Genomic DNA, 26,435 nt, shown 5'->3' with positions numbered 1-26,435 from the left:
CATGATCATGGTCGGCGACATGTTCAACCATGCTCTGAAGGCGAACGTGGCGGGGATTTGTTCCGAGCTTGCCGCCCTGGTTCGCAGTACGGATTTGCTGGACCTACAGAGGTCGGACCAGTCCCAATACCAAGGTCAGGGCGGCGTCAGTCTATTCGTGCCTGGGGAGTTGTCGGCCGGCAACTGGTGGCCCGAGGAGTTCGGGCACCCTGCCTCGACCGGGGCGCAGAATAACCTGCGCTATGCCTTCTTCCCGACAACCAGACGACTGGCGATCGATGTTGGTGGCCGGTTAACGGTCTACGACACGAAAGACCATCGCATTGGCGGCTTCTCGCAACAGCAAAGCAGCGACCAGACGCTGAGCTTCACCTCTCAGCATGGGCTCGTGAAGATTTCGGAACTGGATGTGGTCGATCAGGACGGCAAGGAACCGGCAAGCACGTCTGCTATCGGACCATATGCCGCCGCCGTTGCGCCATCGATTTTCGCATCGTCCGCGCAGGAAGCCGCCGTGCCACAACAACCGGCGCCTCCAGCGCCGGAGCTTCGTCGGTCCGATGAGGACATCTTCGGCAAGATTGAACGCCTCGCGGCACTTCGTGAAAAGGGAATTCTCACAGATCAGGAATTCGAGGTGAAGAAATCGGAGTTGCTCAGTCGACTATAGCACCCGACGAACAGGGCTTGCCGGACGCAGATCAGTAGATGGCTTCCATCGAGCTCGGATAATCACAATGAAAGCACTCACTGCCCCACCCTCCCCGGTGAAATAAGTTCAAATGTTTTTCCGCGTTTCGGGGGCCAGCAATCCGTAGTCTGAGTGCCAACCTTTGCACACAGATCTGAGCCGGAGTTGCGACCACATCAGCGACGCAGACACGGCGCGGCACCACCTCCACTGCAAATATTTCTGGCTACACGTGCTGCGTAATCAGCGTTACTGACGGAAAATATGTGCGGTAGCGGCCAAGGTCGCGGGTGACCACTAACCGCTGCTGGCCCCTATGAGAAAGTCAGGCAATACGCCAGTCTTTGATGCTCCGGCGCGGCGGGCAACCAGTAGAACGAGCCGTTCATCATCAATTTCCATGCAGCAAACCAGGCAGAACCGAAGCGGCGATAGGCGCGCCTCGGTTGGCGGGAAGCTTTCTTCCGCGCAGAAAGCGCAAGACACCTTCAAGCGGTGCGGCGGAAGCCACCGCGCACGTGCCACTTTGCGTCGCCGTCGCTGCTTCACCCTTTGAAATCAGTAGAGGTAAGCGCAGCAAGGTCGGATCCGCTAGCGAGGTCCCTTTGGTACGAATGCGTTTGACTATTCCCCGTTAATGGCGCGTCATCTTTTTGCGGTCTTTTGACCACACGGCCATTCGATGTTCCTCATCGTAGCCACGCTCAAGGAGGCTAACATGCCAACCATCGAAGCGCTCCGTTCTTATCGTGAAAACACGGTTCGCCTGATCCGGGAAACCAACTTCCGCTCGTTAGCGACATACTTTGCGGTTCTTGTCGCAATGTTCATCTCGGTCGCCGTCCTGGGGCATTTGCTGCTCAGGACGTGAGCTATTTGGCGTGTGTCTCACGATGCGTGACAGGAGCGACCAGGAAAGGATAGCGCTATGCAGAAATCCAAGGAAGAACAAGTAAAAGCCCGCGCTTACGCTATATGGGAAAGGGAGGGCTGCCCTGAAGGAAAAGACCGCGAAAATTGGGAGCTCGCCATAAAGGAGATGGAAGGGCAATCCCCTCCGCAAGTGGAAAAGGACCCTTGGCGGACGCCGCAAGACGACGCGACTGGTTAACTGCGCTTTCGCGTAGTCGCGAGGCGTCTCGCCGATAGGCGATTGTAACGTTTGTGTTCGGTCCGCTTGCTAAAGCACTGGCTTCTACGATGATCCCACAACGAGGGACAGACATGATAGAAAACCCTGAAAGCGCGCTTATTGCGAATGTGTTACGTTTCTGTCGCGTGCGGGTGCAAAGCTGCGATGCTGGAAATGATCGGGCGGTTGGAGAGTACGTGCCTGTCACCTGACGAAATCCATCTCGTGGTTGGGTGCATACGAAGACTACGTCATGTTCTTAGCCTAAGTCTAAATCGGCATCCCACTCACAGTTACCTGAGTCGCCAGGCAGTTCGGCGCGTACTTTGGGGTCGCGTCCCCTTCTCAGTGCGCGGCAAACAGGTTCTGTCGCTCATTGGATTTGAATGTGGCTTTAATGGGTCGAGCCAGATGGCTGCGCCGGAAGCCCTTGGATCGCAAAGCGAGAGAAACGCGGAGCTCCGAGCGTAACAGCCTCTTTGTTAGGCTTACCGAAGTGCCGTTCGAGCTGGATAGTCAGTTCGGCTGGACTGGTCGTTCCCTCTTGAAACAGGCCAATCAGAAGCCGGGCTGCGATGGGGAAGGGTCGAGGCTGATCAAAGAGAACATCGTCCGTATAGCCAGCATCCTTCAGCACGCCCTGAAGTAAGTTGAGGTCGTCGCTCGTCATATATTTAATGGTGAGCGCGACGAACAGCCCACGGCTTTCAGCGTTGACGGCATCGCAACAGCACCCTTTGTCAGAGCTTCTGCTTTGCCCGCTTCGGCATGAAGTAGGTGCGGATATTGACAAGTGCTTCGGCGACGTCCGCAGCATCCTGGCGGGTTGCTTTGTGTTTTGCGTCGCCGAGCTTGCGGATGGGCGCGATGATGTCGCCAGTGACGGCATGACCTCGAAGGACGGGCTGCCAAAGCCTCGGCGCGTATTGTGTTCCCAGCAGAAAGCAGAGGTCCCAATCGAATGGATCAAAGGTCTGGTCATCGATCCTGGTGAACCTGGGCCGGTGGTCTTTCGGCGTTTCGGCAAGGCTTGCGGAGATGCGGTTATACTCCGCAACGATCGTCTGCACGGCCCGATGTTCTGTTGTTTCCATCGGCAGGTTCAGGGCATCCGGGCCAGTCAGCTCCGGGATCCATTGACGCGGGTCGATGAACCTTGGGCCGATGATGAGGGCCGTAAGATAGCCATCGAGACCGCTCATTGACCAAATCGGCGATGCTGGACGACGTCCCCTGATAAACGCCTCGAACGCCTCATCATCAAGCTTCGGTCGTGCGGTCGTCATGCCCTGGCTGTTGTGCGTCATGCCGCCCGTCGCTCCTGCTCTGTCATCGCCTCGCGCTCAGCCTTCCAGTTCCACGGCAGGAGACTTTCCATCTCGCTGGCTTTCACTTTGCCCGCGACGATGCGTTCCAGCACATCGGCAAGCCAGACCTCGGGGTCCACACCATTCAGTTTACAGGTGTTGACGAGCGATGCCAGGACCGCGAAGGTCTTGCCACCCCGCTCGCTGCCCACAAACAACGAGTTCTTTCTCGTCAGGGCCACGGATTTCATCGAACGCTCGACCACGTTGGAGTCCACTTCGATCCGGCCATCCTCCAGGAAAGCTGCCAGTCCGCTCCAGTGGTTGAGCGTGTAGGTGACGGCCTTGCCAAGCGCCGATTTCGACGACACCTCGTCGCTCAATTCGGTGATCTGGGCCTTCAGTTCTCTCATGACAGGAGCTGCCTCGCGGCGCCTCACTACGAGCCGGGTATCGGCACTTTCGCCGCGCAGTCTCGCTTCGATGCGATAGATCTCGGCAATCCTGGCAAGGATCGACAGAGCCTCCGAGGAGCCGGTGAGCTTGACGACATCGACGAACTTGCGCCGGGCATGGGCAAGGCAGAAGGCCAGCCGCATGGGAGCGACATTGCTCTTCCCCCGGCGCTTGGCCATGGTTTTATAGGCTTGGTACCCATCAACTTGAAGCACGCCGGTAAACGACGACAATTGCCCCTCGACTTCGCGAGCGCCGCGGCTTTCGGCAAAGATATAGGCAACGGCCGGCGGCGCCGGACCATTCCACGGCCGGTCGTCGATTGCCTGGGCCCATAACTGGCACACCTTGGTTCGCTTGCGCCCCGGATCGAGCCGCGGAAGCGGCGTCTCGTCACAGAACACCCTCGGCTGGGAGCGGATGAAGGCGGTGAGCGCATCGTAGAGAAGTTCAAGCCACCAGGCGACCCGCGTGACCCAGGCGCCGAGGGTGCCGCGATCGATGATCACGCCGCAGGAGGCAAGCATCTGCGCTTGGCGATGGAGCGGCAGATGCCAGGCGAACTTCGAAACGGCGACATGAGCGGCAAAGGCGGTGGTCACCATGCCGCCATCCATCACGCGCGCCGGCGCGGGCGCTTGCACAATGACGCTCTCGCAGGCCCGGCATGCATAGCGCGGACGGATCGTCCGTTTGACCCGGACAACCGCGGGCACGATGTCGAGCGCCTCGCTGACATCCGTGCCGATGCAATGAAGCTCGAATGAGCAGCAGGGGCAGACTTTGCTCTCCGGTTCGATGATCTCGTCATAACGCGGAAGGTGTTTGGGCAAACGGCCGATATTGCGAGCTGGCGATCGCCGTGCCTGCGTCTTGTCCTCGGCGACGGGCGCGACATCGTCATTGGCAGCAACGGGAATGTCGCCGAGATCGCCAAGGTCGAGCATTGCCTGCGTCGGATCGATGATCGTCATCTTCTCCGATTTCGTCCCGAAGAGCTGGCGCTCAAGGAAGGCCACGCGCGCTTTGAGATCGGCATTCTCTTCATCGAGCGAGAGAATGATCCGGGTCAATTGCGCAGCATCCTGGGGCAAGGGATCGGGTCGAAGCGGCATGGCAGACCCTACCATATGAGCCTGAATCTTCAAGCAAAACCAATAGGATCAGCCTGCTTTCGTCGGCCTTTTTACCGGGTTTCGCTTGACCCGCGTCCAGTCAATTCCGGCCAGCAATAGCGAGAACTCTTGGCTACTCATCTGCATCGCGCCATCGCGGACCGGTGGCCAAACGAACTTCCCGCCTTCCAACCATTTCGTCGCCAGGATCATGCCTGATCCGTCCCAATAAATGCAGCGAAGTCGATCGCAACGCTTGGCGCGGAACACGAACACGTCGCCGCAGTAAGGATCGGCCGCAAGCGCTGACGCCACCAAGGCCACCAAGCCATTCATGCCGCGCCGGAAGTCGACAGGCTGCGTCGCCACCATGATCTTCACGCCATTTGGCGAAACTCCGATCACCGGCGCCCTCGCAACGCCGCTACTACCGCCTGCGCCAACTCGGGCGCCACTGCGCCGATAACGCTCAGCCGCGCCCCGGCAATCTCGATCTCAATCCGACCGGCGGCGACGTGGGCGACATCCGACGGCGATTCCTGGCGTGACGTTCGATCGCCAACCACCGTCACCGGCACGAACATCGCCTGCTGCGCGCAGGCCTTCGCGGTTCGTTGAGAGGTCAGCCCAGCGTCCCGACGCCAGACGTTCAGCAAGCCGCGATTGACGCCCCAGCGCCGGGCAACGGCCGAGATGTTCACGTCAGGTTCCGCGCTTTCCGCCAGGATCTGCGCCTTCTCCTCGTCAGTCCAATTCCGCCGCTGCCGCCGACCGGTGATCACCTCGATCCGACGATACTTTCCCTCATGCCTGGCTTCATGCATGCCTTCATCCATGACTTCAAGCATGGCATCAGCGCGATCTCCAACCATTCCATTCCGCTCCTATCGATGAAGGAGCTTATCTCGCGGGCTCTACCAACAAAGAAAAGGTGGGCTGTTCGTCGCGCTCACATTTAATGGATGTTTCGGAAGACATGACATCCTCCTTTCGGTCGGGGCAAAGGGTCTCACGACCCTCAAACAGCAGCGCCCGTAATGATTACTGCTGGAGGCTAGACCATGCGCCCTCGGAATAGACAAAGCAAACAATAACTTTCAAGGATGCTCATATATGACGACAGCATCAAGTCTTCCTCCACGGACGACATGCCCGACTCCTCGGCGCGGTTCGGTGGCAAGTCATGAAGAGCTGCGTTCCCTACTTGGATGATCTTCGCCCGCTGGCGATCGTGCGGCTTGCTGGTCCTTCAGCAGCGCGGCATCGATTTCCGCTCGCGTGACTTGCAAATGCTGCCTCTTGAGCGAAGGCGTTTCAATTGACGGAATTTCCAGATGAGCGGCTAATATCCTGTATGCGGCAAAGGACAGTTCCTCGATCCGTTCTTCGTCCACCGTTAGCCGGTATGTACCGGCTGCCAGTGGCATAACAAGAGATTGAATGAGAAACGAATGATCGAACCTGATCTCGGTTTCAGTTGTTTTGTTCATGGCAGACTCGGTCTGGTTTGATGCAGAGGCGACAGGGTTTGCCGCGCAGCCAGGAGATCTTTCCGTCCCGGTCAGCTTTCTCTTCATGCGTTTATAGCCTTAGCCCTGACGCGATCTGGGCCGGATCGGGCAGCTCTTTGGTCGGTGCGCCAGTCACCTTCGATTCTCCGCAGCTTTCGAGGCTGCCGCCGAACGCGCGCTGGTTGCGCCGCCTTCGTTCTCCCACGACGCCAGTGCATCCGGGTCTGAGCTTTGCCTACGCCGAAAGGAGGGCGGGTAGCTTTTCGAGGGGATCGTGCCGGCCTCAATGCGGCGGATGATCTCGACCTCCTCGTGACGCTCCGGGCCCTCGTCGGCTTCCATGTCAGATGTCGCATAATTGGCTCGCTTCAGAATTCGCTGCAGCGTCGAGCCCTCGATAGCTGCAGTTTCATCGACGTAGAGGATGGTTACCACAGCCAGCCCCCTGAAATCAGAAACAGGATGAAGGCGAAGCTGAGCGCGACCAGGATTCTGATTGCGACGTGTTCAAAGGAATAGTGATGATGGAACATGGAAGACATCACGTCCTCCTTTGATTGGGGCGAAGGATTTTAACCCTTTTGCGGCAGCGCCCGCTTCAAATGCTGCCGACAGAAATACTGTGCGCTCTGATTAGGATTTAAACAAGGCATTTCGCCGCAATTAAAATAAGAACATTCCACAAGTTCCTATGATGTGGTACTTACATTGGAAAATTATTGCGAGGAGACGCGTCAATGAAAGCTATTTTTCCAGACATGACCGGACGACAAGTAGCGATATTTCTGATCGAGACGTCGCTCGTGATGGCAGGACTGGTCGTCATCCTTATCGTAGGGATACCCCTGCTTTAGAGTGACAGTCGCTCACGGCTTGGACGCCGCCATGCGAAGGCAGATTAGGATAATTCAGCGGCTGGCGAGGTCTACCGGAGAAGCAATCGCCCGAACGTTAAGAAGGAGTCGCAGCTTCACAAAGCCCCGGAATACGCTTTGACGCAGCACCAGGGCGTGACGCCGGCTTCCATTCAGCTGCTCTTTACTCCAACCGCGAACATGCCCGCTGGCTTTTAGCGCCGCCCTCGTCGGCGACGGCAGTCTATGTACATACCCTGAATACTCACTGAACCGCGCATTCCCACGGAGCCGACGGGTCCTGGGACTGGGCTGAACCAGGCGTCGGCATCTCGAGTCTGGTCACGAATCTTGTTTCGAGCTGACCCAAAATGGGCTCGGACCTGGAGAACATGCCGTATTCACGCACCAGCAATGGGGCGAAACTCCACAAGTGCCGACCGGTCAGAACCGTGTTCTTAAAGTCGATGAGCCGTCTCGGTAGCTCGATCCTTGCGGCGCACCTCCAAAGTTTTGTTGACTCTGATCACGATGAGAACATAATAGGAACAAACAGTGGAGCGACCGCCCATTGCAACAAATTGAGTAAGGGGAGAACGATCATGCCCCGGCAGCCGATCAAGAGAGAACTGGAACAAGGCACCTATTGGACGCCACCTTGCGAAGTCGCCATTACTGAAGCGCATCCACGATTGCTCAACGCGCTAAAAACCGGCTCGGGATTGGATCGCAAACGCCTCTTCGTGGCAGGCGCCTACGATATGGCCTTCAGTTCGCCGATGGGTCAGTTCGAGGTCGCCATAGATTGCGAAAGCGGGCTTTCCTGCGGCGTCTTCAGAACCATGCGTAACTCGGAAGATGTCTCGGGAAAACCTGTGTGGTTTACCTCTGACGGCGATCCTGACAACGCGGTCGAGACGGTTCTTCGCAGCGCTAAGGCGGAAGGGCTAGTTCCCTGATGCGGCTTGTCAATCGCGTCTGGCTAAGAATACGATTTGCCTCTGGTTCGACAAGGACGCCGAGGCTGCTGCTCGCTTTTACTCTGAGATCTTTCCCGACAGCATGGTGAGTGCCGTACACCGCGCATCCGGTAACTATCCGTCCGGCAAAAAGGGCGATGTGTTGACGGTCGAATTCACAGTTGCGGGGATTCCTTGTCTCGGTCTGAACGGGGGACCGACCTTCAAGCACAACGAAGCCTTCTCGGTCCAGATCGCCACCGACGACCAGGAGGAGACCGACGCTACTGGAATGCCATCGTCGGAAATGGCGGCGAGGAGAGCGCGTGCGGCTGGTGCAAAGACAAGGGGGCTTTCCTGGCAAATCACTCCCCGCGGATTGACTGAAGCGCTTGCGGCTGGCGGTGACGAAGCAAAGCGAGCGTTTGAGGCCATGATGACGATGAAAAAAATCAACGTCGCCGCAATCGAGGCGGCGCGGCGTGGTTGACGCTCGGTGGCGTCCTGTGGCCGCCAGATCGAGGGGCAGGCTGGCCTTTTCTTTCTCCCGAAACGGTCACCGCAGGAACTGTCGAGATTGATGCGCAGCACTCCATCCGACGCGGTGGTGTTTTGGCCCGAAAACACGTTTCTGCGCTGGAGAACAGAAGACGCTCGCCCAGCGATGAGGCTGGCGCAATCGTCTCAACAATCCTGCTCACCGGGCGCGTCTATCTTGGGTCATACCTGTCAGGCCGGCCGCGGCTCGTGGAAGCGGCACCAGCCATAAGGGCTGATTTCACCTGCAACGATCTCACATGCATTGGGCTCCAGGAAATGGGTGCACCCGCCGCATCGTCGTCCCTTATTCGGCGAATTCTGGTAGCGCGCCACAGACTTCGGCGTCGTTCCGGCCCCGCGTGCGGCAGGCTGGCGCGTCATGCAAGAACCAAGCGCAGCTGCACCACCAACCGCGACGCCGGCCATCGCCGCTTTCAAGAACTTCCGTCGGGATACGGCCTGGCTTGAGCGGCCTTGCGCCGGGATTTTCCCCTTATTCATGATCTTGCCTCCCTGTTACCTATGCTGTCAACGTTGTCGAACAGCGGTCAAATCGACTTCAGGTACTCGATCAGATCGCTCTTCTCCTCATCGGTGAGGCCGAGTTTGAGGTGGCGCTCGTAGTGCCTGACGACGTCCTGAAGCGCCGCGATCTGGCCGTCGTCCGTTTCGGAAATCTGCAGCATCTCGGTGAATGCGGTCAGGTCCGGTGCGAGCGCGACGATTGCGCCAATGTTCAGGTCGCGATTGGGCCGGCCGTCCAGTCTCGCCCCGAGGCCTGGTGCGTAGGCATCGTCGACGGTCGAGTGGGACACGGCGCATTGAATTCCTATCGAGGTAAGGGTCTTGCCATCGGCGGCAAAGAAGCCGGTCACGCCCGACAACGGCGTTGGCTTTGAGCAGGACAAGGGTGCTGGCTGGATCGGCAAGATGTGCCTTGCCTCTATTCAGCGCTCCGGCTACGTCTTTCGGGATAGCGTTTACGTCGACTTTCAGGCCTAGCTCGAGCGCCCTTTTCGGGCTGAGACCAGGTCCTTTGCCGCCCAGCTTTTCGCCAGCAATCGCCTCATGAAGCTTCAGCCTACCTCCCCAAAAATCCTCGCTGCCGAACGTATCGTAGCGAAACGTCTCTCGGCCCTCCTCCAGATAGCGTCTCGCCTGCTCCGCCGCAGCCGCGTCGAATTCTTTCCCCCGCATCTCGCCTTTCCCGCTCACTTGAGCAGCGGCTGGGAGCAAAGTCGAAGAGAGAAGAACCGGGAAGTTTACCACGTAAAGGAAGCTTCGAGACATGTCACGCCCCCCGCGGTCGACAACCCGACCAGCGACATCCGGTCTCCGACAAAAGAAAAACTCACTATACATTAAACGTATCTAATATACAAAGCTTCACCTCACTTGCGGCGGCATTTCGGTAAGGCTCGGGAATTGCGCGAAGGCTAGAAAGTGATTGCGCGTGGTCAGGACAACCGTCTGCGATGGGATCCGCAGGGCAGCCTCCAACCTGAGTGATCCCAGGATCCGCGGGGCAAGGTTCGCGGGAACATTTACGTTCTTTCTCCTATTTAGCGGGTGTAGGTTTTTGGAGAAGGTTGGCCATGAATGTCAGCGATGAAAGAACCATTCCGTTATGGGCGCAGATCGACGTTGCGCCTGATGCCGTTCCGCTCCCCCACGACGACCACTCCGATGTCGTCGTTGTCGGCTCCGGAATTGCCGGCTTGTCCGTGGCCTACGAGCTCGCTCTCGCTGGGAAGAAAGTGACAGTCATCGATCGCGGCCAGATCGGAGGCGGCATGACTGCCCGCACGACCGCGCATCTTACATCGGTATGCGATGACTATTTTTCCGAACTCATTGGTCTGCGGGGGCGTGAGCTGGCGCGGCTCTTCCATGAGAGTCAATCTGCCGCGATCAATCGCATTGAGGAGATTCAGCAGACAGAGGCGATCGCGTGCGATTTCAGACGTGTCGACGGGTTCCTTTTCCCGTCGACTTCAGCGCAGGAAGCTGAGCTCGAGCGAGAACTCGAGGCCGCATTGCAACTCGGCGTCGCGGTCGAAAGAACCGCCGGCTTGCCGTTTGCGGGGTTCTCCGCGGCACCCGCCCTTCGCTATGCCCGTCAGGCGACATTCCACCCGCTCAAATATCTGCGCGGGCTGGCCGACGGCGTTCGCGCTCGCGGTGGCGGCGTCTATCGGGACACAATAGTCGAAAAGGTTGAGGAAAAAGACGGCGGTGTCCGCGTGGCAACAGCCTCGGGCTTTGTCGCCACTGGAAAATGGGCTGTTGTGGCGACCAATTCGCCAATCAATGACCGTGTCGCCCTCCACACCAAGCAATCGCCCTACCGAACCTATGCAATGTCGTTCGAAATCGGGCGCGGTTTGGTCCCAGATGGGCTCTATTGGGATACTGAAGACCCTTACCATTACGTGCGTCTGCAGCCGGGGGACGGCGAAACGGACTTTCTCATCGTCGGCGGTGAAGACCATAAGACTGGCGCGGCTAACGACGGCAACGAGCGGTTCGCGGCCTTGACGTCCTGGATCAGAGGTCTAGTGCCCGATCTTGGCATCGAGACCCATCGGTGGTCCGGGCAGGTGATGGAGACCATCGACTACGCAGGTTTTATTGGTCGCAATCCAGGCAACGAGCGGGTGTTCGTGGTGACTGGTGATTCCGGCGAAGGCATGACACATGGAGTCGTGGGTGCTCTGCTGATCCGAGATCTAATTCTCAATGGCAACAGCCGCTGGCGGGAACTCTACGAGCCATCCCGCAAGACTTCAAAGGCGATTGGCGATTACCTCGTCGAAAACGCAACGGCGATCAAGAATTTCGCAGAGTATATCGCGCCTGGAGAAATCGATTCTCTTGACAAGCTGCGGCCGGGAGAAGGTGCCATCGTCCGCGTGGGCCTCAGCAAGATCGCCGCCTTCCGGGACGAAGATGGCACGCTTTACAAACGTTCGGCGTCTTGCACGCATATAGGCTGCCACTTGCACTGGAACTCCCTCGAGCGCTGCTGGGATTGCCCTTGCCACGGTTCGCAATTTGCCGCCGATGGTACTGCTCTGAACGGCCCGGCTGTGTCTCCCTTGGCTAATGTCCAGTAGATCCTTACAGAGCTCAGACGGATTTCATTCTCGAGATGCGGGACGCCACGTCGTTGATCTGTACACGATGTGCAACAGGATCGGGTTCCAGGTGAATTCCCACGTCATTGTGGCGACAGAGCAAATGATTCAAATTGGCTCGGGATCGACCACTCCGCTCGGTCGCCGAGAGCTATGCATGAAAGTCCGAGCGACAAGCTCACCTGGCGCAGGCGCAGGTCTTGCGGCTCGGGCAATTGGTAGTCTGTTCCGTCCGTCGCCCAGCCTCATTGTTTGGCAAGGTCCGGGTATCGAAACGGTGCTTCTTTTCCGCCGGACATGCCTCTTACATGAAACTGTCGCGCCGGCCAGAATCTGGCTGTCGCTGGCGATCGGTGGGGGCACTAGCTTCTCTAGGAGATGGCAAGAATCTCGAGTTCTTGGTCACCTAAATTGACGATGTCTCCAATAGCTTTGCCCATTATAGACCTTCCTACAGGGCATGCGAAGGATATCGATCCGGACTTAGGATCCGCTTCATCTTCTCCAACAAGGCGATATTTCTGCACGCGGCCGTCGTCGCGGCGGAACGTTACCGTGCTCCCGAATGCGACAATGTCAAATGAAATAGGTTCAGGGACAACCTGCGCAGTACGAATTCTCTCGCTAAAGTAACGCATGTCACGCAAGGGGATTGCTGCCTGCCGCCGCCGTTCATTCACGTCTTCGATTGTACTTGCGGCATCGTAGGCTTCTCGGGCTTCTTGGTGCTGCAATTCCAAAGCCTTCAATCCCGCGGCTGTAACCAGGTTCGGGTGAGGTGAAATCGGACGGTCGGGCAGCAGTATTTCCGAAGCCGTTTCAGCGCTTTCTTCCTTTGTGAACGCGGTGCTCAATCTTGGGCTCCGTTTAGACAATAGACTGGCCAACGACATCGACGATCCGTCACGTGCGCAGCTCGATTTTTATTGCGATTTTTCGATGGTCGCGTACAGATAAGATACCTCTATCCCAATCCGACGACGAGAGGATTTTTGCAGGATTGTCACATTCCTCCTTGCGCCGCCAGGAATGGACATTTCACCGTCAACAGCGAAGCTTTCTGGATAGTAGGAGGCTCATTACCGGATCATCGCTCCGGCCCGCGCCTTTGTGATCCAGATTGAAGCCAAAAGCTCTATCCTGGAGGGATCGCCCAAGGCAACCAGTGCCTCCCGTATCAAGGGCTCAGCCGTCATTTTGCAGAGCGGAGTTCTCCCGAACTAGCTTTCCGAGTGAACCCATCCTTCCAGAGTACCGAGATCGCTGCTCGATACCTTTTCATCGTGCGTTGAATGACGATTTCTCCGAATCCAGCCGCCTCAAGGATGCTGCGAATGTGTTCGGGGTCAGCAAAGCTGATAGCGCTTCGTCGACGGTGGCCTGTATTCCAGCTGCGGAGGGCGGAAGGTGATCCAGTTCGTTGTCCTGAAGCCGGCGCCAGCAGCTAAACGCCAGCGCCTGACGGCTTCAGAATTCGGCGGAAGTTGGGCGAAGGCTTCAACCGGGACATTACACCAAATCGCGAGAACACGGCATCCACGCTCTCAGAAATCCAGAAACTGGGGATCTGCCTGGATCAACCGCGCCTGTGTGCAAGAGGGCCACGTCCACACCGATCACCCGCCCTTCAATTCCGACCCGCTCGGCAAGTTGGAGAAGGGTCTGGCCAGCTCCGCATCCAATATTCAAGAACCGTGTCTCCTGAACTCAGACCCAGGGCTTCTATGGCCCTCAGCCCCAAGGAGAAAGCTGAAGGTCGATTAACTCATACGCCTCGCCCACGCCTTCGCGTGGCGGAGACCTGGGGACGAAACGTTAGCTGAATCTGGACCCACCCAGCATCGCCAATCTATAGCGGGCGAGAACGGCTGGGTCAGCCCCACCTTATGCGATATTCAGCAGTCGCAGAGATGCCGGCCGCTACGGCCAGTTGTGCTGGCACTACCGCGAGTGCCTGCATGGTGGGGACCTCAAATAAGACCAAAGTCCAGCGACTTTCAGGCTTCGGTCCAATATTCTTTGCGGCAAGCTTGATCCATGTTGTGGGCAGCCTGACGCGCACGGATTCGGTAAGCCGCGCGAAGGGTTAAGGGCTTTCCCGGTCCGCCGCCGGGAAGGCCCCTTTTTTGTAGGAACGCGAGCACCTCCTGGCTCGGCCTTGGCTTCTGGACTTCCATGAACGCTCGGGCTATCTGCTGACTGTCGTTCGAAGAATTGAATTTAGGAAGCAACCAAAATGATGAAAAGAATCGTTCTTGTCAGTGTATTAGTAGGTACCTTGGCATCCTGCACTGCGACCGAACAAGGAACTGCGATCGGCGCCGGATCGGGCGCCATCATCGGTGGTGTCGTCTCCAATAGTTGGGGTGGTGCTGCCGTTGGTGCAGTGGCAGGCGGGCTTGTCGGTGCTTTGATCGGACGCTCGACGGAACACCGTGGCTACTGCATCTATCGTGATCGCTATGGTCGCCGCTACGAGGCCCGTTGCCGTTAAAGCGGACAAGCCGTCCGAGATACTTCCTGGTCTGACAAGAAAATAGCCGCCTCCTTTCTAACACAAGGGGACGGTTTTCCGTTCGGCGGAACGTCCCGGCCCCCGATGCCGGCAAGGAAGGTGGTCTCCTGTTTCCCCCTGCTCCTCTCAAACAGAGCTTGAGCCAACTGCCACGGCAGCCGACACAGTGTCTCAATCAGGCCAAGCAGCGGCAATGCGACGATGAAGTAGGTGAATTACAAAGCGTCGGGATGCCGTCACCCAGACTCCACGCGCTTATCTCAATCGGCTCACACCGATTGGATCACAGGCGCTGCTTTTTCCCCGCGCTCTTGCCGTCGGAGCTTTTCGAGCGTTCCTCAAAGCGTTCCGCCCCCTTTGCAAGGTCAGAACCCTTTTCGGCTTCGATTTTCTTTTCCTCCTTTGCAGTGCTCTTTCTCAGTCCGCGTGCGGCTTGCCTACCTTTTTCTGTCGGGGCTTGTTCGATACCCATTGTGTTTCCTCCGCGTCTTGCTGCCGTAAGTTCAACGGTTAAATTCGGACTTCGTTCCGCCGCTCCTTGGCCACCGTCTGCGACCGCGCCAAGAGCGACGCTGGAGAACTGATCCTGGGATTCGAAAACTCTAGGCACCTAAAATGGCCCTGAATTTTGACAACGGGCGGCGTGGAACATCCAGCGCTTCCAGGTGATCAGCTCTAGACGCCCGCTCGCAGGATCGGCATTTCGTTGAAGGACCGAAGATCTTTGGAGTTGGCGGTTCAGCGAAGCGCTGCAAGATCGATAGGATCAACCAAAAGGCGTACTAAGAAGAACCAAAAGGCAACCGAAGGCGAACTAAAAGGGATAGCTTTCTAGTCCGTGCTAAACTGGCTTAATGTCACAACATTCCCGGCGACACTTTGAGCCGAGCAAGGGCATAAGCTTGGCTGCATCCGCTATGTGTTGCGAGGGGGCGTCATTCTGGCGTCTTCGTTAGGCGTGCTGACCGTCTAACGCTACCCCAGGGGACGGTGACAGGCAAAGGGGCAGACATGGCAGACATTCCATCTACCAGCGTTGGTGGCGTCACTCTTCGCAAGGACTGGATATCGGTCATATCCATTTTATTCGTAGCAGGATCTATCGCCTTTTCCTTATGGGGGCATGGCAGCAACGAACCGGGGGAGGGTAACGCGGTCCTATCGATCGCGCCTAAGACGTCGATAAGCGCGCCATGATGGGTGCCGCGGAAGCCAAGATGGAAATCCAGGAGTTCGCCTGCGCATCGGCGATTTGGTATTCACCTTCCCAGGTTGTCGGCAAGCGAAATGAAATCGCAGTCGGTGATGAATGGAATGCCAGAGAGCCACTCGTGCGTATATTCGGCACCGGAGCACATGATGGCGTCGAGGGGGAGTGGACCTTTGCACGAGTTTTTGCGATCTCGTTGCCGTGCCGTGTGCCTAGGGCGATCCCAGGCATCCGGGGCCTCAGCCCATCTTACAGACGCTGGGCGAGAGTTTTTCGGATTGGCCGGCTCCAGATCAAACTGGTAGCTCGGCCGACGAGAGATCGGCCCATCGGCTGGAGTGGCCGAGAGAGAATGCGACTATCGCGCACGGGGGCTCACGGTCGAAGAGTGCGCGCACTGGTGATCGGGCGTTCCCAATAACGCCGCAACCGCTGCTTCATCCACTGATGAGATGGATTGTCGAGTGCGTAGTAGCATGCGATCCCAACAGCCATACACACAATGAAGACGATGGCGAAAACGCTCAGCTGCTGACTAAGCGATGCGTCCCTCGCCTCAAATCCGGCTTTGTCAAGGATATACCTGCAGTAAGCAATGGTGATGACATGCGAGAGATAGAGTGCATAGGACGCATCGCCGATATAACGAAGAAACTCGATCTTGCGTTGTCTCCCGTTGCGCTCGCACGAAAGTGCGCCAACCAACAGGAGTGCTGCGGGTAATCCCCACAGCAAGACTCTTTTGGATCCGCTCGCCGGCGCTCCCAACCAGAACGACAGCGCGACACCTGCTAATCCCAATGCGATAAGAAGCATGTGCGCGTTTTTCGGCAGAGCCCTGCCGGAGTGGTGCCAGACGCCGATGAATATGCCCGCAAAAAACTCCAACAGTAATGGCGAGGCGACAACTTTTAGCGAAGCGACTTCGCTGGAGAGCAACCGCGCCAGCATCAAAGTTCCCAGGGTTATTGTGAGGTAGATTAGACGGCGCCCTTCCTTTAGCACCAAACCATACGCGAAAATGAGATAGAAATACATTTCCATGTTGAGCGTCCATCCGACGGCGAGTGCTGGTCCGTCAACGCCGTCCCGGGCGGAATAAGGAATAAAAAGCAGCGATTTCGCAACCTCAGAGACCGTCGGGGACGCCTGATCAAATGAGCCTGGAGACAAACGCGCCCCAACCACAAAAATTATAGTGAAGAGCCAGTAGAGCGGGACGATCTTAATAAATCGATGCGCAAGGAACTCGACAGGCCTCATAAGTTTCCCGGCCGTAACCGACCACATAATGAAGCCGCTGACCACGAAGAACAAATCGACACCAGCCGCAAGCGGACGCCATTGCCAGCCGAAGATGAAACCAATGTGATAGACTGCGACCGCCGTTGCGGCAAACGCTCTGAGATATTGAACCGGATAGATCGTGTTCCCTCGTCTGCCGAGCCTCGCGTTGCTCATTATCCCCCTCCTTCCGAAATTCGTCGTTCGTTGGCAGCCTTCACACGTCGATCTGCCGCCAATCCACCAGCTCAGCTTTCGCAGTCTTCACCCACTTCCTGCCGTTTTGAGGAGGTTGTGGGATGAAAGAAGTCTGCGCATCAAATGGCCAATACGGACGCTTGGGGCGGTTCGATATCGCAGCCATCCATATCGTTTGTGGATCGGCTCTCTTAGAAAGAATGCGCCTGCGAAAACGCCAAAGCCCCGAAATGATTGTCGCGATGGATAGATTTTTTCAGGAGTGGTGCCGGAACATTGTTTTCCAGCTGCGGCGCCCGCCGCCAGCGAAATATGTCGACTGCAGTCGACCGGGTGTTTTGCATGAGTTGCCAAAGGAATTGAGATCGGACTGCCAGAGCTACGTTCGTGCACCAGCTGGTGCCGTCCGGATAGCGGCAGAAGGAAAATAAAGAGCGCCGCAACCGCGACAATCAGCCTGAAAGTTCTTCTTCTTAAGCTGAGTCTCAACTTGTCACACCGCACATTCTGCACTCTACAAACAGGAAATAGAATGGTAGCGAATCCTGGGCTTCCTTATAACTCGTCTAAAGTAACTACTTGGCACTGACCTGCCTCTTATAAATTCGGTCAGCCAATCATGCGAAAATAGGTCAACCGGCACTCTCAGGGGACAAACGCGGCCCAGGTGCCGTGGCTTCGGCGAACATGAGAAGGAGACGGCGAAGCCGAGTCCACTGTATGGGCAGCGCGGTGTTGCCTGGTGAGTTGTGTTTGTGCAGCTCGCTACACCCCGGGCGCATTACCATCGCCTTCCTTGTCACATGGGCTTAGATGTCGGCTATAGGGAAAGTTCGTGCTTACGAGAAGTGGGGTAGCACTTTGACACCTCATCGCATGCGATCACTTGCAAGATTGGCGAATTACCGCACTTTCCAACGCTGCTGGGCCCCAGGCCTGGTGTCGGTTCTCCCGTCACCTTGGGCGACAATGAGGCCACGCAGCCTCGATACAATCTGAATGCGAGGCTCCACTGGAACGGGCGGGACTTCATTCGAAGGGAAACTGGCGAGATTGAGGGCGCAAGTGATAACATTAGCGTCTTGTGATATTGTGCCGAGCTGTTGTCGGTGGCCGAATTCACGAGAACCCTGCGTCATGATGACAATGACGATTATATTACTCACTGGGTCGTTTGCTGTGGGGTGGGCTCGGCTTGGCGACATAGGCCATCCCGAACAATTTCCGCGCGACGTCCAAGGAGAAGCGGGCAATGCGGAAAGCGACGTGTCAAATGTCTTGGGTCGTATCGGCTGGGAGATCGCGGATATTGGAAAGGAGTTGGATCGCGTTCGGTCGGAGGCCCAAGTCTTGACCGCAGCTGCGGCATTGGAGCAATGGATCATCGTATCGCGAAATACCGCGCGCTCCAGCGCGGTGATGCCAATGCCGGCGGCGATTCGCCGAGCGCTCGGAAACTTTTACGACGAGCAGATCTATGACATGGTGACTTACAAAATTGGTGCTAGCGCCCCCCTGAACATCGCTGACCTGGCCATTCGATACAGCAATGCAGACGCGGTTACTTTGATCGACACCATCATTTTCAGAGATGAAGCTGGAGCAAACGATCCTGGATTATGGGTTCATGAGCTTACGCATGTTCAGCAGTTTCGGGACTGGGGAACGCGTAGTTTTTCCATACGATATTTGAGAGACTGGAAATCTGTTGAGGACGAAGCATACGCCGCCACTGACCGATTCGATACGATGAAAAAAAGGACAAAGCCACGAACGCGCTCGCCAGCGAGCCGACGCCCACTGTACCTCAAGCCATAGAGCCTCGGGCCAAATGCAGTCGGTTGTAGAATAGGACGCACGGTATGCGTGGGAACTTCAGGGCTGATCGGTGCCCAGATGCCTGAAGCTCTGAAATCCGAAGGGCGCTCGACCCTTCCGGGGAGCGCCCTTCGCCGACCCGGATAGCGTCGAACGCGCGACAAGATCGCTGCAGGATGCCATCACATTTGGGTGGTAGCCTCCATATGGGTCGTCAGAAGAAGAATTCAATGGGCGCCCAATCAGGTTAGTGCATGTTCTCGCGCGCATGACAGTAGCGCGAGCCCCTTGTGGACATGAGGGCTGCTCTGGCATGTGCAATGGCTTGCGACAGGGGCAGCATCTACTCGGCTTACGCCATTAACACGCCGCGAGCGAAGGCACTCACCTGCCCCGCAGGCCCCTGCAAGCGTGACGATCCGCTCTCTCGCAAGAAGCTTATGCCGCTTCAGGAATTCGGGCAATGACCTTGATCTCGAAATCAAAACCGGCGAGCCAGTTCACACCGATTGCGGTCCAGTTGGGATAAGGCGGATTGCTGAAGATCTTGTTCTTGACGCCCATGATGGTCGCGAACTGGTTTTCGGGATCTGTGTGGAACGTGGTCACATCGATAATGTCGTCGAAGGTGCAGCTTGCCGCTTTCAGTGTTGCCTTCAGGTTGTCGAAGGCCAGTTCGACCTGACGCTCGAAATCAGGTTCGGGGGTCCCGTCGGATTGACTGCCGACCTGGCCGGAGACGAAAAGGAGGTCGCCGGAACGGATCGCGGCCGAATAGCCGTGTGCTTGGTAAAGTGCATGCCTATTGGCAGGAAAAATTGCTTCGCGTTGCGTCATTTGTTGATCTCTCTTTCATCCTGGTGAGTGGGGCACACAATGAGCAAAACTGCTTGGGGAACTTCCCAGGGTCTTCCATCATTGATATACGCCATGTATGTTAAATACCAAACATACGCATCGTATGTCAATGAGTATACGTCACGTATGTGAAAGCAGGAGAATTTATGGCAAAACGACGCGTCGAGATGATGGAGGAGACCCGCGCAAAGCTGGTTGCGGCCGCGCGAAAGGCATTTGCCGAAAAAGGTTATGCTGCCGCCTCAATGGACGAGCTTACCGCAGAGGTCGGCCTCACCCGGGGAGCGCTTTATCACAACTTCGGAGACAAGCGTGGACTTCTGGCTGCAGTGGTCAACCAGATAGATGCTGAAATGGCCTTCCGGGCACAGGAGATCGGCGGCCGAGCGGGAAACGCCTGGGAAGGATTACTCATTGAGGGTACGGCCTATATCGAAATGGCGCTCGATCCCGAAGTACAGCGGATCGTTCTGCTCGACGGGCCAGCGGTCCTCGGAGATCCATCGCAATGGCCCAGCCAGAGCAGCTGCTTGCAGGCAACAAAGCAGACAGTAAAGCGACTGATCGCGCAAGGCGTTTTGAAGCCAGTGGACGCAGAGGCGGCCGCACGGCTGCTGAATGGTGCCGCGCTCAATGCAGCCCTGTGGATTGCGGCCAGCGAAGATCCGAAAGATGTCTTTCCGAAAGCGGCTCAGGCATTCCGTTATCTCGCCACAGGTCTGCTTGCAGGCTGACGTGATCTCCTCGACGCTCACGGGATGTCGCGACCGTGTGCCTGCCCGCCCGCATGCTCTGTATGGCCATGCTCAATGCGACAGCAACGTCGGGAAGCGCACTGTGGAGTGGCAACGCAACGCTCCTTCGTCACCGGTTCGATCTCGTGACGCAGCACGGCTGATTTTTTGCGACCTCTGTCGGATCGGTGTCTCCTCCAACGTCCTTTGAATGCGACGACCAATCGAGAATGGAGAATGGAGATGCTGATTGTCGCGGGCCCGCCGAAGCATTTTGCTTCCCATCCCATACACTTTTCAACGCCGTGACGCCGCCTGTTTGAAACTGGAGGAAATCAACATGATGAAACTATACGGACTAGGTCCGACGCGCTCGCTTCGCGCACTTTGGGCCCTTCAAGAGCTTGATGTGGAATTCGAGTTTGTGCCCGTCAATCTCCTGGCTGGCGAAAATCGTCGCCCGGACTTCCTGCGCCTCAATCCCGCCGGAAAACTCCCAGTGCTGGTTGACGGTGACCTTGTACTTACAGAATCCGCCGCGATCGTCATGTACTTAGCAGAGAAATATGGTGCCGAAGGCCTTATGCCCGCCGACCTAAGGGAGCGGGCGCGGGCCTATCGATGGTCTATGTTTGCAATCACCGAACTTGAACAACCGCTGTGGCGGATCGCCAAGCACACCTTCCTATATCCCGAAGACAAACGACTGCCAGAGGATATAGCTCTCGCAAGAGAAGAGTTTATGGCGATGGCAGCAATACTTGAGCGTCACATGGACGGGCGTGAGTTCATCGTCGGTGACAAAATAACCATCGCTGATTGCGTCACCGCCTATGTTGTGGACTGGGGCAATGAAAATGGGCTGGTTGACGGCTGTCCAAATCTCAAGGCTTATCTTGAGCGGATGTACGCGCGACCCAAGGCGCCGCAGCGGATTGCTGAAGCCATCGCAAAGCTCCAACCTGCTGCCTGATCGTGGCGATGCCTGCATGTACCAATCTAGGCGTAATCGTCACAGCGACTAGGTGATCCCGGCGAGATCGTCTTCCTGCGTTCGCATGCCTGGCTCGGACCGAGCGCGCAGAACATCTCGCTTGGGCGGCGTGAATGCAGCCAGCGAGAGGAGCGTTTCGATTTCGGCCGCAAGTCCGCACGCGCTGATCGAGCATCTGTACTAGATCGATCGGAGAGCCTCTTCCGATTTCGGCGGCGTAGGCAGGAGGACGCGCAAAACAGATCACCTCTGTTTTAACCGGATACGACGAGGGCTCGTCCAAAAGGTTCAAAAATGGCGAGCCCTGTCGCACCGCGTGCGGCGGGCGCTCATCCCAATTCCCGCGGCACTCGGAATCACGGCCTTTGTGCCCCCTTCGAAAAGATGACAAAGTTAACACGAGGGTAAACTAGTTAAAAGGATCAGTACGGTGGCGCACCTTCAGCGCAGTGCCGCCGAATTTTTCAGAAGCCAGATGCCTGTCCGTCAGGGTATCAACAATCTCCAATGCCGGCTTCATGAAGGCGATTGAGGGCAGAGTTTCAGCAATGACGGCGACCTTGCGCGTCTCCATGTCGACAATCGACCAACTGCCGACTTGGTCGCGTCGGGCGTAATATTGCGAGCTTGTTCGAAATTATCACCTTAATCGCTTTTTTCAGCAAGCTGAGTGGCGCGCACGTCGATGTCTTCATCGCTGTCGGCCCTGGCAATTAGCCGCACCAGGCTTTGTTCGTTGGTAACACCATGCTGATAGAAATAGATGATCTGGCTTGCGAGTTGGTCGCGCTCATCATCGCTCGTTATGTGATGGGTAGTAGAGATGTGATCGAAGACTCTCTGGCAAATTTCAATATCGCCGTTCTGCAAAGGCGTTTCACGGGCAGAGAAATGGTCTCTGGTCATGGTTGGTTCCTCAACACTCCCTAAGAAGCCAACAGAAACCCCGCCAAAGCGGGGGCAATTACCTCACGAAATTATTGCGACAAGGGCTCGTCTAGAGAGGGGTCGAAGGCGAGCCCAAGCCATCATTTTTAGTGCCCAAGGGATGATCCCTTAGCACTAGGGGCACGTCCGCTTCAGCGACTGGAGGAGGCTGAAATGGCGTGCGAAGATCAACGCGCATGGGAACGAAAAGTTCCAGGGTAATGAGCCGGCCCTGAACGGAGGCGCCCCCTCGATGCCCCGGCGACCGCCGAACAGTCAGCACCAAGAGCATCCGCAGATGGCCGAGCACCCGCCCGCACTCGTCATATTGAAAAAACAGGTGGCGAAGGGCCGCCTGACGCGCGCCCGTCAAATATCGGTCGCGAAAGGAGATGTCAGCCACCTGCGAAAAGCCGTTCGATCTTCTCCCAGTCCCTTGCAATCCTGCGCCGGCGCATCCGCCTTTTCAGCCAGGAGACAAGGCAGCGTGTTTCGCCGCCGCCGAAAGAGTACGACCTTCCTGCCGAGATTGCAGTACCGCTACTCCAAAATAGTCCTCGGCCTGCACTCGTGGTCGGGTAACACGCTCGACAGGGCATGCAATACTGGCAGTCTTATCTCACCGTCGAGCGTGGTTAAAGGTCGACACCAGTACGACGTCACTGGATTGACGCGTTCAGCGCCCCATCCGCAAAATCTGTCTTGCCAGATCAATGAAGGCGCGCAGCTTCGGCTGGGTTTGAGCGCGCCGCGGAAAGTAGAGGAAAAGACCAGGCGTCGTCGGCAGGTACCGCTCAAGCACACGAACAACCCGGCCGGCGCGCAGTTCGGCTTCTACGGCGATATCGGCGACATAGGCCAGGCCAAGGCCGGCCCGTGCCCAGGAGACGAGCAGCGCACCGTCGTTGACGACCAGGCTACCCGGCGGCTCGACGGAGAAGTTCCGGCCGTCGCGTTCGAATTCCCACCTGTAGAGCGCGCCCGAATTCGGAAAGCGATACCGAATTGCCTCATGGCCGGCAAGATCCAGTGGTGCCTCCGGTCGGCCGCGAGCGGCGAGGTATTCGGGGCTCGCCACCACCGCCCAGGTAATGTCCCGTGAAAGACGCACCGCGACCATATCTCTCTCGACATACTCGCCGATGCGGATGCCGGCATCGAAACCGCGTGCGGACAGATCGACTGTTGCATCCTCGACCGCCACCTCGACTGCGACCCTTGGATATGCGCGCCTCATCGCCGGAACGACAGGCTCTATAACCAACGCCACCGCCATGCGCGGCACTGTGAGGCGCAACAATCCCGATGGTTCGCGCACTGAGGCGACGTCCTCGACAGCTGCGATGATTTCGGCGGCTGCAGGAGCGGTGCGGGCTAGCAAAGTCGCGCCGGCCTCCGTCAGCCCGACGCGCCGTGTCGTGCGGATGAACAAGGTCGTCTCAAGCTTTTCTTCGAGGGATTTCACTGCCTGGCTTACGGCAGCCGGGGATACACCGAGTCGCGCAGCCGCTGCGGTGAAACTGCCCGCCGCCGCCGCGGCAAGGAAAGCAGAGAGGCCGTTAAATGGATCCGATCGCAGGCTCATGCGCTGATTATTAACCCATGCTTTAAAATGCTGAAAGTAGATCGGGGTTTTTCCTCGCTATTTCCTCGGTTAGGCTTTGCCCGTCAACGGTAGAGGAGAGAGGACATGACCGACGCAATGATATCCGACACAATGGCTGTGCCACGCCGGGATATTCTCGCCGGCATGCTAGTTGCTGGCGCAACGGTTGGCGCGGGGTTCGCCGCTAAACCGGCAGCAGCGCAGCCTCCTGGTGTCCTTCAGGGAAAGGTCGCAATCATTACCGGGGGAACATCCGGCATCGGCGCGGTGACAGCCGCCGTCCTCGCTCGGGCCGGAGCCAAGGTTGCCTTCAACGGCCGGCGAGAGGCGCTCGGACGCGAAGTGGAGGCACGGATTCGCGCCACGGGCGGCGAGGTCGTCTATGTCAAATCGGACGTGCGCGACGCCCATCAGGTCGAGCGTTTCGTGGCTGAAACAGTCGAGCGCTACGGCCGCCTCGACATTGCCTTCAACAATGCTGGTATCGACCGGCCACCAGCGCCAATCGCCGACACCGATATTCTCGGTTTCGATGATCAGATTGCGACGAACCTGCGCGGTGTCTTCGTCGCAATGAAATACGAGCTGCCGCACCTCGTCCGCTCCGAAGGAGCGATGATCAACATGGCCTCGATCGGCGGTCGCCACGCCTTTCCAGACATCGTTGCCTACGGAGCTTCAAAGGCTGCCGTCATCCACATGACTCGCGCCGCCGCACAGGAGTACGGACGGCACGTACGCATCAACGCCATTGCGCCCGGCGCAATCGAGACGCCGATGCTCGAGCGGGTGCGGCGCGACTGGAAAGTGACGACCGAACAACTTGTTGGCCCCTACCCTATGCGGCGCGCCGGCACGCCGGAGGAGGTTGCTTCCCTGGTCGTTTTCCTCGCCAGCGGTGCCAGTTCATACATAAGCGGGCACGTCATCGGGATCGATGGCGGCGATCTTTCTTAACCTTCTGAGCTGAAAAAGCGTACCGCGGCAACCCCACTTCATATGCCGCCACCAGTGCCTGCGCTGTTCCAGCGGCAGATTATCGGCCAGCCGAACAACACCCGCGAATTGCCGTAACAGGACGTCTTGTTCGGCGGTCGGACGTGCGTGTAGCGGAAAGTGCTGCGGTCCAAGGTGCGCAACCGTGGAATATCGCAACCGGCAGGCATGTCAGCGGCAAGCGGCTCAAGGCCGCTCTCGCGTTCCTTCCCCGGCCGGAATACCGGCGTATCCCGCGAGGTTGAAGGATTCCGTCTGGCGTCAACCCGCGCCAGCTGTGCATGGTCGCGGTGCCTTCACAATCCCCCCGGCCTTCGCCGGAGCAGTCGCACTGCAATTTTATCTCCTGGGGTCGAGGAAAGTGACAGGACCCGTAGTGCTTGCCGTGGTGGCTGTGGCTCTCGTCTCTGGCCCTTCAGCGGCTGGTTGTCGCGCAACAGATCCTTCAAAATTTGACTTCAGCCGATTGTGGCAGCAGCCCACTCGCATCGGCACGAAGGAGGCCGGTGCGATGACGCACAGCCTCTTTCAATTGCGAAATCGCAGAAGCCGTCTATTGCGCGGCTTCCTCGATCAACCCGGCGACGAATTGCGGCTTCGAGATCATCACGACATGGGAAGCACCCGCGACCACGACTGTGTGCTTGGAGCCTGCCCGCTCCGCCATGAATCCAAGCGCCCTTGCCGGGATATTCTTGTCACCGTCGCCATAGATGAACCATGAAGGCAAGTCTTTCCAGGCGGGCTCGCCGGATTTCTCGGTCAGTGCCGCCTCGGCGATGGGGCGCTGTCCCGCCGCCATAAGAGCGGCCTGTTCCGACGGTACGTCGTGAGCAAACTGCTGGTGGAACTTTGCCTTGTCGATGTAAAGGTCTACGCCGCCATCAGGCAACTTGACGGGGGCCGCGATCGCTTGACCAAGGGTGCCACCGGGAAATTTGCCAGCCAGGTCGGCTGCCGCTTCTCCAGCTTCCGGTGCGAAAGCTGCGACATAGACGAGCGACTTGACGTTGTCTTGGCCCCTTGCCGCGTTCGAGATCACTTGCCCGCCATAGGAGTGGCCGACGAGAACGACGGGACCCTCGATACTGCGGACGACGTTTGAGACATATGCGGCATCACTGGAAACACCGCGCAGTGGGTTGGCCGCGGCGACGACAGGATAGCCGTCCTTTTCAAGAATTTGAATGACGCCGTTCCAGCTGGAAGAGTCGGCAAATGCGCCATGCACGAGGACGACGGTGGGCTTGGCCGGCTGTGCGGCAACGGCACCTGCGAAAAGAGCACCAATAACGGCGACAGCGGCTGCAAACCTGGGCATGTCATTTCCTTTCTATCGTAGATTGTTTGTCGGGATGGCTCTATCGTTTCGAAGCGATGCTCGGCTTTTAAGCGAGAGACCTCGCATTAGAACTCGGCTAGATCTATTGTGCACAATTTTATGGGACACGATCTAAATATATCGGCCGGGTGTGATAGTCAATGGCTTGCGAATAGATCGTGCGAAAATGTTCAGGAGGAAAAATGCCCTGAACGCCAATAGCTGAATGCTTTTTTAGCTTTTCGGCGGGACGCGCCTTCAACAAGCTCTAT

At 57.5% G+C, this 26,435-nt stretch carries 30 protein-coding genes and 2 pseudogenes; 14 read left to right on the top strand and 18 right to left on the bottom strand.

Features of this window, described 5'->3' with window-relative positions; genetic code table 11:
* Position 1: 1 nt before the first annotated feature.
* Positions 2–670 carry an SHOCT domain-containing protein gene (locus AM571_RS27255; RefSeq protein WP_335727740.1) on the top strand — a complete coding sequence of 223 codons (669 nt, stop codon included), beginning with the start codon at positions 2–4 and terminating at the stop codon, positions 668–670.
* Between the two features lie 247 nt (positions 671–917).
* Here AM571_RS27255 and AM571_RS37805 read toward each other — a convergent pair.
* Positions 918–1,054: pseudogene (locus tag AM571_RS37805) on the bottom strand (DNA-binding protein); the annotation flags it as partial.
* A gap of 355 nt (positions 1,055–1,409) precedes the next feature.
* Between AM571_RS37805 and AM571_RS27250 the strand changes: the two are divergent.
* On the top strand, positions 1,410–1,562 hold the full coding sequence (locus AM571_RS27250; protein ID WP_155774545.1) for a hypothetical protein: 153 nt from the start codon (positions 1,410–1,412) through the stop codon (positions 1,560–1,562).
* A gap of 57 nt (positions 1,563–1,619) precedes the next feature.
* On the top strand, positions 1,620–1,802 hold the full coding sequence (locus tag AM571_RS38565) for a DUF2934 domain-containing protein (RefSeq protein ID WP_074064134.1): 183 nt from the start codon (positions 1,620–1,622) through the stop codon (positions 1,800–1,802).
* Between the two features lie 761 nt (positions 1,803–2,563).
* Here the strand turns inward: AM571_RS38565 and AM571_RS27235 are convergent.
* The 6 genes from AM571_RS27235 to AM571_RS27210 all read right to left on the bottom strand — a co-directional run bounded on the left by AM571_RS27235 (position 2,564) and on the right by AM571_RS27210 (position 6,647).
* Positions 2,564–3,130, bottom strand: a complete 567-nt coding sequence (locus AM571_RS27235; protein ID WP_064697834.1) for a UPF0149 family protein — start codon at positions 3,128–3,130, stop codon at positions 2,564–2,566.
* Positions 3,127–4,701 (bottom strand): IS66 family transposase, encoded by a 1,575-nt coding sequence (gene tnpC / locus AM571_RS27230; protein ID WP_074061610.1) that lies wholly within the window; start codon positions 4,699–4,701, stop codon positions 3,127–3,129. Before tnpC ends, AM571_RS27235 begins: the two co-directional genes overlap by 4 nt.
* 48 nt (positions 4,702–4,749) lie before the next feature.
* Positions 4,750–5,106 (bottom strand): IS66 family insertion sequence element accessory protein TnpB, encoded by a 357-nt coding sequence (tnpB, locus tag AM571_RS27225; protein ID WP_064697832.1) that lies wholly within the window; start codon positions 5,104–5,106, stop codon positions 4,750–4,752.
* Positions 5,103–5,573, bottom strand: a complete 471-nt coding sequence (gene tnpA, locus AM571_RS27220) for an IS66-like element accessory protein TnpA (protein WP_074061609.1) — start codon at positions 5,571–5,573, stop codon at positions 5,103–5,105. Before tnpA ends, tnpB begins: the two co-directional genes overlap by 4 nt.
* Before the next feature lie 309 nt (positions 5,574–5,882).
* Positions 5,883–6,278: a hypothetical protein gene (locus AM571_RS27215; protein WP_335727739.1), complete on the bottom strand. Its 396-nt coding sequence runs from the start codon at positions 6,276–6,278 to the stop codon at positions 5,883–5,885.
* 66 nt (positions 6,279–6,344) lie between these two features.
* Positions 6,345–6,647: a hypothetical protein gene (locus AM571_RS27210; RefSeq protein ID WP_074064132.1), complete on the bottom strand. Its 303-nt coding sequence runs from the start codon at positions 6,645–6,647 to the stop codon at positions 6,345–6,347.
* A 1,021-nt stretch (positions 6,648–7,668) separates the two neighbouring features.
* On the opposite strand from AM571_RS27210, the gene AM571_RS27205 reads away from it, so the two are divergent.
* From AM571_RS27205 to AM571_RS37795, 3 genes and pseudogenes are all read left to right on the top strand, one after another.
* Complete coding sequence (locus AM571_RS27205) at positions 7,669–8,025, top strand: hypothetical protein (RefSeq protein WP_074064131.1); 357 nt, start codon at positions 7,669–7,671, stop codon at positions 8,023–8,025.
* Between the two features lie 19 nt (positions 8,026–8,044).
* Positions 8,045–8,335 (top strand): annotated as a pseudogene (locus tag AM571_RS37800) (VOC family protein); the annotation flags it as partial.
* Positions 8,323–8,412, top strand: coding sequence for a VOC family protein (locus AM571_RS37795; RefSeq protein ID WP_237358680.1), 90 nt, complete (start codon positions 8,323–8,325; stop codon positions 8,410–8,412). The pseudogene AM571_RS37800 and the gene AM571_RS37795, both read left to right, overlap by 13 nt.
* 342 nt (positions 8,413–8,754) lie before the next feature.
* On the opposite strand, the gene AM571_RS27195 is transcribed toward AM571_RS37795, so the two are convergent.
* Both AM571_RS27195 and AM571_RS38560 read right to left on the bottom strand, forming a co-directional pair.
* Positions 8,755–9,066: a twin-arginine translocation signal domain-containing protein gene (locus AM571_RS27195; RefSeq protein WP_074064130.1), complete on the bottom strand. Its 312-nt coding sequence runs from the start codon at positions 9,064–9,066 to the stop codon at positions 8,755–8,757.
* Between the two features lie 47 nt (positions 9,067–9,113).
* Positions 9,114–9,380: a hypothetical protein gene (locus tag AM571_RS38560; RefSeq protein ID WP_245521242.1), complete on the bottom strand. Its 267-nt coding sequence runs from the start codon at positions 9,378–9,380 to the stop codon at positions 9,114–9,116.
* Positions 9,381–9,411: 31 nt separating this feature from the next.
* Between AM571_RS38560 and AM571_RS38555 the strand changes: the two genes are divergently transcribed.
* Together AM571_RS38555 and AM571_RS27185 are read left to right on the top strand one after the other, a co-directional pair.
* The gene (locus AM571_RS38555) at positions 9,412–9,567 is read left to right on the top strand and encodes a hypothetical protein (RefSeq protein WP_245521243.1); all 156 of its coding nucleotides are present in this window, start codon (positions 9,412–9,414) and stop codon (positions 9,565–9,567) included.
* A gap of 593 nt (positions 9,568–10,160) precedes the next feature.
* Positions 10,161–11,681: an FAD-dependent oxidoreductase gene (locus AM571_RS27185; RefSeq protein ID WP_074064129.1), complete on the top strand. Its 1,521-nt coding sequence runs from the start codon at positions 10,161–10,163 to the stop codon at positions 11,679–11,681.
* Positions 11,682–12,073: 392 nt separating this feature from the next.
* Here the strand turns inward: AM571_RS27185 and greA are convergent, their stop codons facing one another.
* Positions 12,074–12,556 (bottom strand): transcription elongation factor GreA, encoded by a 483-nt coding sequence (gene greA, locus AM571_RS27180; RefSeq protein WP_074064128.1) that lies wholly within the window; start codon positions 12,554–12,556, stop codon positions 12,074–12,076.
* Positions 12,557–13,938: 1,382 nt separating this feature from the next.
* Here greA and AM571_RS27175 point away from each other — a divergent pair.
* Positions 13,939–14,196, top strand: coding sequence for a YMGG-like glycine zipper-containing protein (locus AM571_RS27175; protein WP_074064127.1), 258 nt, complete (start codon positions 13,939–13,941; stop codon positions 14,194–14,196).
* Between the two features lie 304 nt (positions 14,197–14,500).
* Here AM571_RS27175 and AM571_RS27170 read toward each other — a convergent pair whose 3' ends face one another.
* Together AM571_RS27170 and AM571_RS27160 are read right to left on the bottom strand one after the other, a co-directional pair.
* Entirely contained in the window at positions 14,501–14,689 is a 189-nt protein-coding gene (locus AM571_RS27170) for a hypothetical protein (RefSeq protein WP_074064126.1), read from the bottom strand.
* 1,113 nt (positions 14,690–15,802) lie between these two features.
* Complete coding sequence (locus AM571_RS27160) at positions 15,803–16,888, bottom strand: acyltransferase family protein (RefSeq protein ID WP_074064124.1); 1,086 nt, start codon at positions 16,886–16,888, stop codon at positions 15,803–15,805.
* A gap of 122 nt (positions 16,889–17,010) precedes the next feature.
* On the opposite strand from AM571_RS27160, the gene AM571_RS36645 reads away from it, so the two are divergent.
* Positions 17,011–17,340, top strand: a complete 330-nt coding sequence (locus AM571_RS36645) for a hypothetical protein (RefSeq protein WP_132548964.1) — start codon at positions 17,011–17,013, stop codon at positions 17,338–17,340.
* Between the two features lie 706 nt (positions 17,341–18,046).
* The gene (locus AM571_RS27155; protein ID WP_074064123.1) at positions 18,047–18,727 is read left to right on the top strand and encodes an eCIS core domain-containing protein; all 681 of its coding nucleotides are present in this window, start codon (positions 18,047–18,049) and stop codon (positions 18,725–18,727) included.
* Between the two features lie 438 nt (positions 18,728–19,165).
* Here the strand turns inward: AM571_RS27155 and AM571_RS27150 are convergent, their stop codons facing one another.
* The gene (locus AM571_RS27150) at positions 19,166–19,564 is read right to left on the bottom strand and encodes a RidA family protein (RefSeq protein ID WP_074064122.1); all 399 of its coding nucleotides are present in this window, start codon (positions 19,562–19,564) and stop codon (positions 19,166–19,168) included.
* A 167-nt stretch (positions 19,565–19,731) separates the two neighbouring features.
* Here AM571_RS27150 and AM571_RS27145 point away from each other — a divergent pair, with 167 nt between their 5' ends.
* Together AM571_RS27145 and AM571_RS27140 are read left to right on the top strand one after the other, a co-directional pair.
* Positions 19,732–20,319: a TetR/AcrR family transcriptional regulator gene (locus AM571_RS27145; protein WP_074064121.1), complete on the top strand. Its 588-nt coding sequence runs from the start codon at positions 19,732–19,734 to the stop codon at positions 20,317–20,319.
* Between the two features lie 340 nt (positions 20,320–20,659).
* Entirely contained in the window at positions 20,660–21,292 is a 633-nt protein-coding gene (locus tag AM571_RS27140; RefSeq protein WP_081377219.1) for a glutathione S-transferase family protein, read from the top strand.
* A 430-nt stretch (positions 21,293–21,722) separates the two neighbouring features.
* On the opposite strand, the gene AM571_RS36640 is transcribed toward AM571_RS27140, so the two are convergent.
* The 3 genes from AM571_RS36640 to AM571_RS27125 all read right to left on the bottom strand — a co-directional run bounded on the left by AM571_RS36640 (position 21,723) and on the right by AM571_RS27125 (position 23,825).
* Positions 21,723–21,887 (bottom strand): hypothetical protein, encoded by a 165-nt coding sequence (locus tag AM571_RS36640; RefSeq protein ID WP_155774544.1) that lies wholly within the window; start codon positions 21,885–21,887, stop codon positions 21,723–21,725.
* Between the two features lie 71 nt (positions 21,888–21,958).
* Entirely contained in the window at positions 21,959–22,219 is a 261-nt protein-coding gene (locus AM571_RS27135; RefSeq protein WP_074064120.1) for a hypothetical protein, read from the bottom strand.
* A gap of 697 nt (positions 22,220–22,916) precedes the next feature.
* On the bottom strand, positions 22,917–23,825 hold the full coding sequence (locus tag AM571_RS27125; protein ID WP_074064118.1) for a LysR family transcriptional regulator: 909 nt from the start codon (positions 23,823–23,825) through the stop codon (positions 22,917–22,919).
* Between the two features lie 105 nt (positions 23,826–23,930).
* Between AM571_RS27125 and AM571_RS27120 the strand changes: the two genes are divergently transcribed.
* A complete protein-coding gene (locus AM571_RS27120; RefSeq protein WP_081377218.1) occupies positions 23,931–24,803 on the top strand; it encodes an SDR family NAD(P)-dependent oxidoreductase in 873 nt (290 codons plus the stop codon).
* Here the strand turns inward: AM571_RS27120 and AM571_RS38550 are convergent.
* Positions 24,753–25,001: a helix-turn-helix domain-containing protein gene (locus AM571_RS38550; protein ID WP_074064117.1), complete on the bottom strand. Its 249-nt coding sequence runs from the start codon at positions 24,999–25,001 to the stop codon at positions 24,753–24,755. The genes AM571_RS27120 and AM571_RS38550 overlap by 51 nt on opposite strands.
* A gap of 394 nt (positions 25,002–25,395) precedes the next feature.
* Positions 25,396–26,163: an alpha/beta fold hydrolase gene (locus tag AM571_RS27110; protein ID WP_074064116.1), complete on the bottom strand. Its 768-nt coding sequence runs from the start codon at positions 26,161–26,163 to the stop codon at positions 25,396–25,398.
* Positions 26,164–26,435 lie beyond the last annotated feature (272 nt).

Origin of the sequence: Rhizobium etli 8C-3, from assembly GCF_001908375.1 — a bacterium.
GTDB lineage: Bacteria > Pseudomonadota > Alphaproteobacteria > Rhizobiales > Rhizobiaceae > Rhizobium > Rhizobium etli_B.
The sequence above is the reverse complement of the archived record's forward strand: the minus strand, read 5'-3'. Positions and strand labels throughout refer to the sequence as shown.

Bases quoted from the DNA above. Each gene is read 5' to 3' on its own strand.
- AM571_RS27145 (WP_074064121.1), top strand. From the start codon at position 19,732: ATGGCAAAACGACGCGTCGAGATGATGGAGGAGACCCGCGCAAAGCTG.
- AM571_RS36645 (WP_132548964.1), top strand. From the start codon at position 17,011: ATGAAAGAAGTCTGCGCATCAAATGGCCAATACGGACGCTTGGGGCGG.
- AM571_RS27140 (WP_081377219.1), top strand. From the start codon at position 20,660: ATGATGAAACTATACGGACTAGGTCCGACGCGCTCGCTTCGCGCACTT.
- AM571_RS27195 (WP_074064130.1), bottom strand. From the start codon at position 9,066: ATGAATAAGGGGAAAATCCCGGCGCAAGGCCGCTCAAGCCAGGCCGTA.
- AM571_RS27215 (WP_335727739.1), bottom strand. From the start codon at position 6,278: ATGAAGAGAAAGCTGACCGGGACGGAAAGATCTCCTGGCTGCGCGGCA.
- AM571_RS27150 (WP_074064122.1), bottom strand. From the start codon at position 19,564: ATGACGCAACGCGAAGCAATTTTTCCTGCCAATAGGCATGCACTTTAC.
- tnpC (WP_074061610.1), bottom strand. From the start codon at position 4,701: ATGCCGCTTCGACCCGATCCCTTGCCCCAGGATGCTGCGCAATTGACC.
- AM571_RS27250 (WP_155774545.1), top strand. From the start codon at position 1,410: ATGCCAACCATCGAAGCGCTCCGTTCTTATCGTGAAAACACGGTTCGC.
- AM571_RS27110 (WP_074064116.1), bottom strand. From the start codon at position 26,163: ATGCCCAGGTTTGCAGCCGCTGTCGCCGTTATTGGTGCTCTTTTCGCA.
- AM571_RS27155 (WP_074064123.1), top strand. From the start codon at position 18,047: ATGATGACAATGACGATTATATTACTCACTGGGTCGTTTGCTGTGGGG.
- AM571_RS27160 (WP_074064124.1), bottom strand. From the start codon at position 16,888: ATGAGCAACGCGAGGCTCGGCAGACGAGGGAACACGATCTATCCGGTT.
- AM571_RS27175 (WP_074064127.1), top strand. From the start codon at position 13,939: ATGATGAAAAGAATCGTTCTTGTCAGTGTATTAGTAGGTACCTTGGCA.
- AM571_RS27135 (WP_074064120.1), bottom strand. From the start codon at position 22,219: ATGACCAGAGACCATTTCTCTGCCCGTGAAACGCCTTTGCAGAACGGC.
- AM571_RS27120 (WP_081377218.1), top strand. From the start codon at position 23,931: ATGACCGACGCAATGATATCCGACACAATGGCTGTGCCACGCCGGGAT.
- AM571_RS27205 (WP_074064131.1), top strand. From the start codon at position 7,669: ATGCCCCGGCAGCCGATCAAGAGAGAACTGGAACAAGGCACCTATTGG.
- AM571_RS27235 (WP_064697834.1), bottom strand. From the start codon at position 3,130: ATGACGCACAACAGCCAGGGCATGACGACCGCACGACCGAAGCTTGAT.
- tnpA (WP_074061609.1), bottom strand. From the start codon at position 5,573: ATGGTTGGAGATCGCGCTGATGCCATGCTTGAAGTCATGGATGAAGGC.
- AM571_RS27255 (WP_335727740.1), top strand. From the start codon at position 2: ATGATCATGGTCGGCGACATGTTCAACCATGCTCTGAAGGCGAACGTG.
- AM571_RS27125 (WP_074064118.1), bottom strand. From the start codon at position 23,825: ATGAGCCTGCGATCGGATCCATTTAACGGCCTCTCTGCTTTCCTTGCC.
- AM571_RS38565 (WP_074064134.1), top strand. From the start codon at position 1,620: ATGCAGAAATCCAAGGAAGAACAAGTAAAAGCCCGCGCTTACGCTATA.
- AM571_RS27170 (WP_074064126.1), bottom strand. From the start codon at position 14,689: ATGGGTATCGAACAAGCCCCGACAGAAAAAGGTAGGCAAGCCGCACGC.
- AM571_RS27185 (WP_074064129.1), top strand. From the start codon at position 10,161: ATGAATGTCAGCGATGAAAGAACCATTCCGTTATGGGCGCAGATCGAC.
- AM571_RS36640 (WP_155774544.1), bottom strand. From the start codon at position 21,887: ATGGAGACGCGCAAGGTCGCCGTCATTGCTGAAACTCTGCCCTCAATC.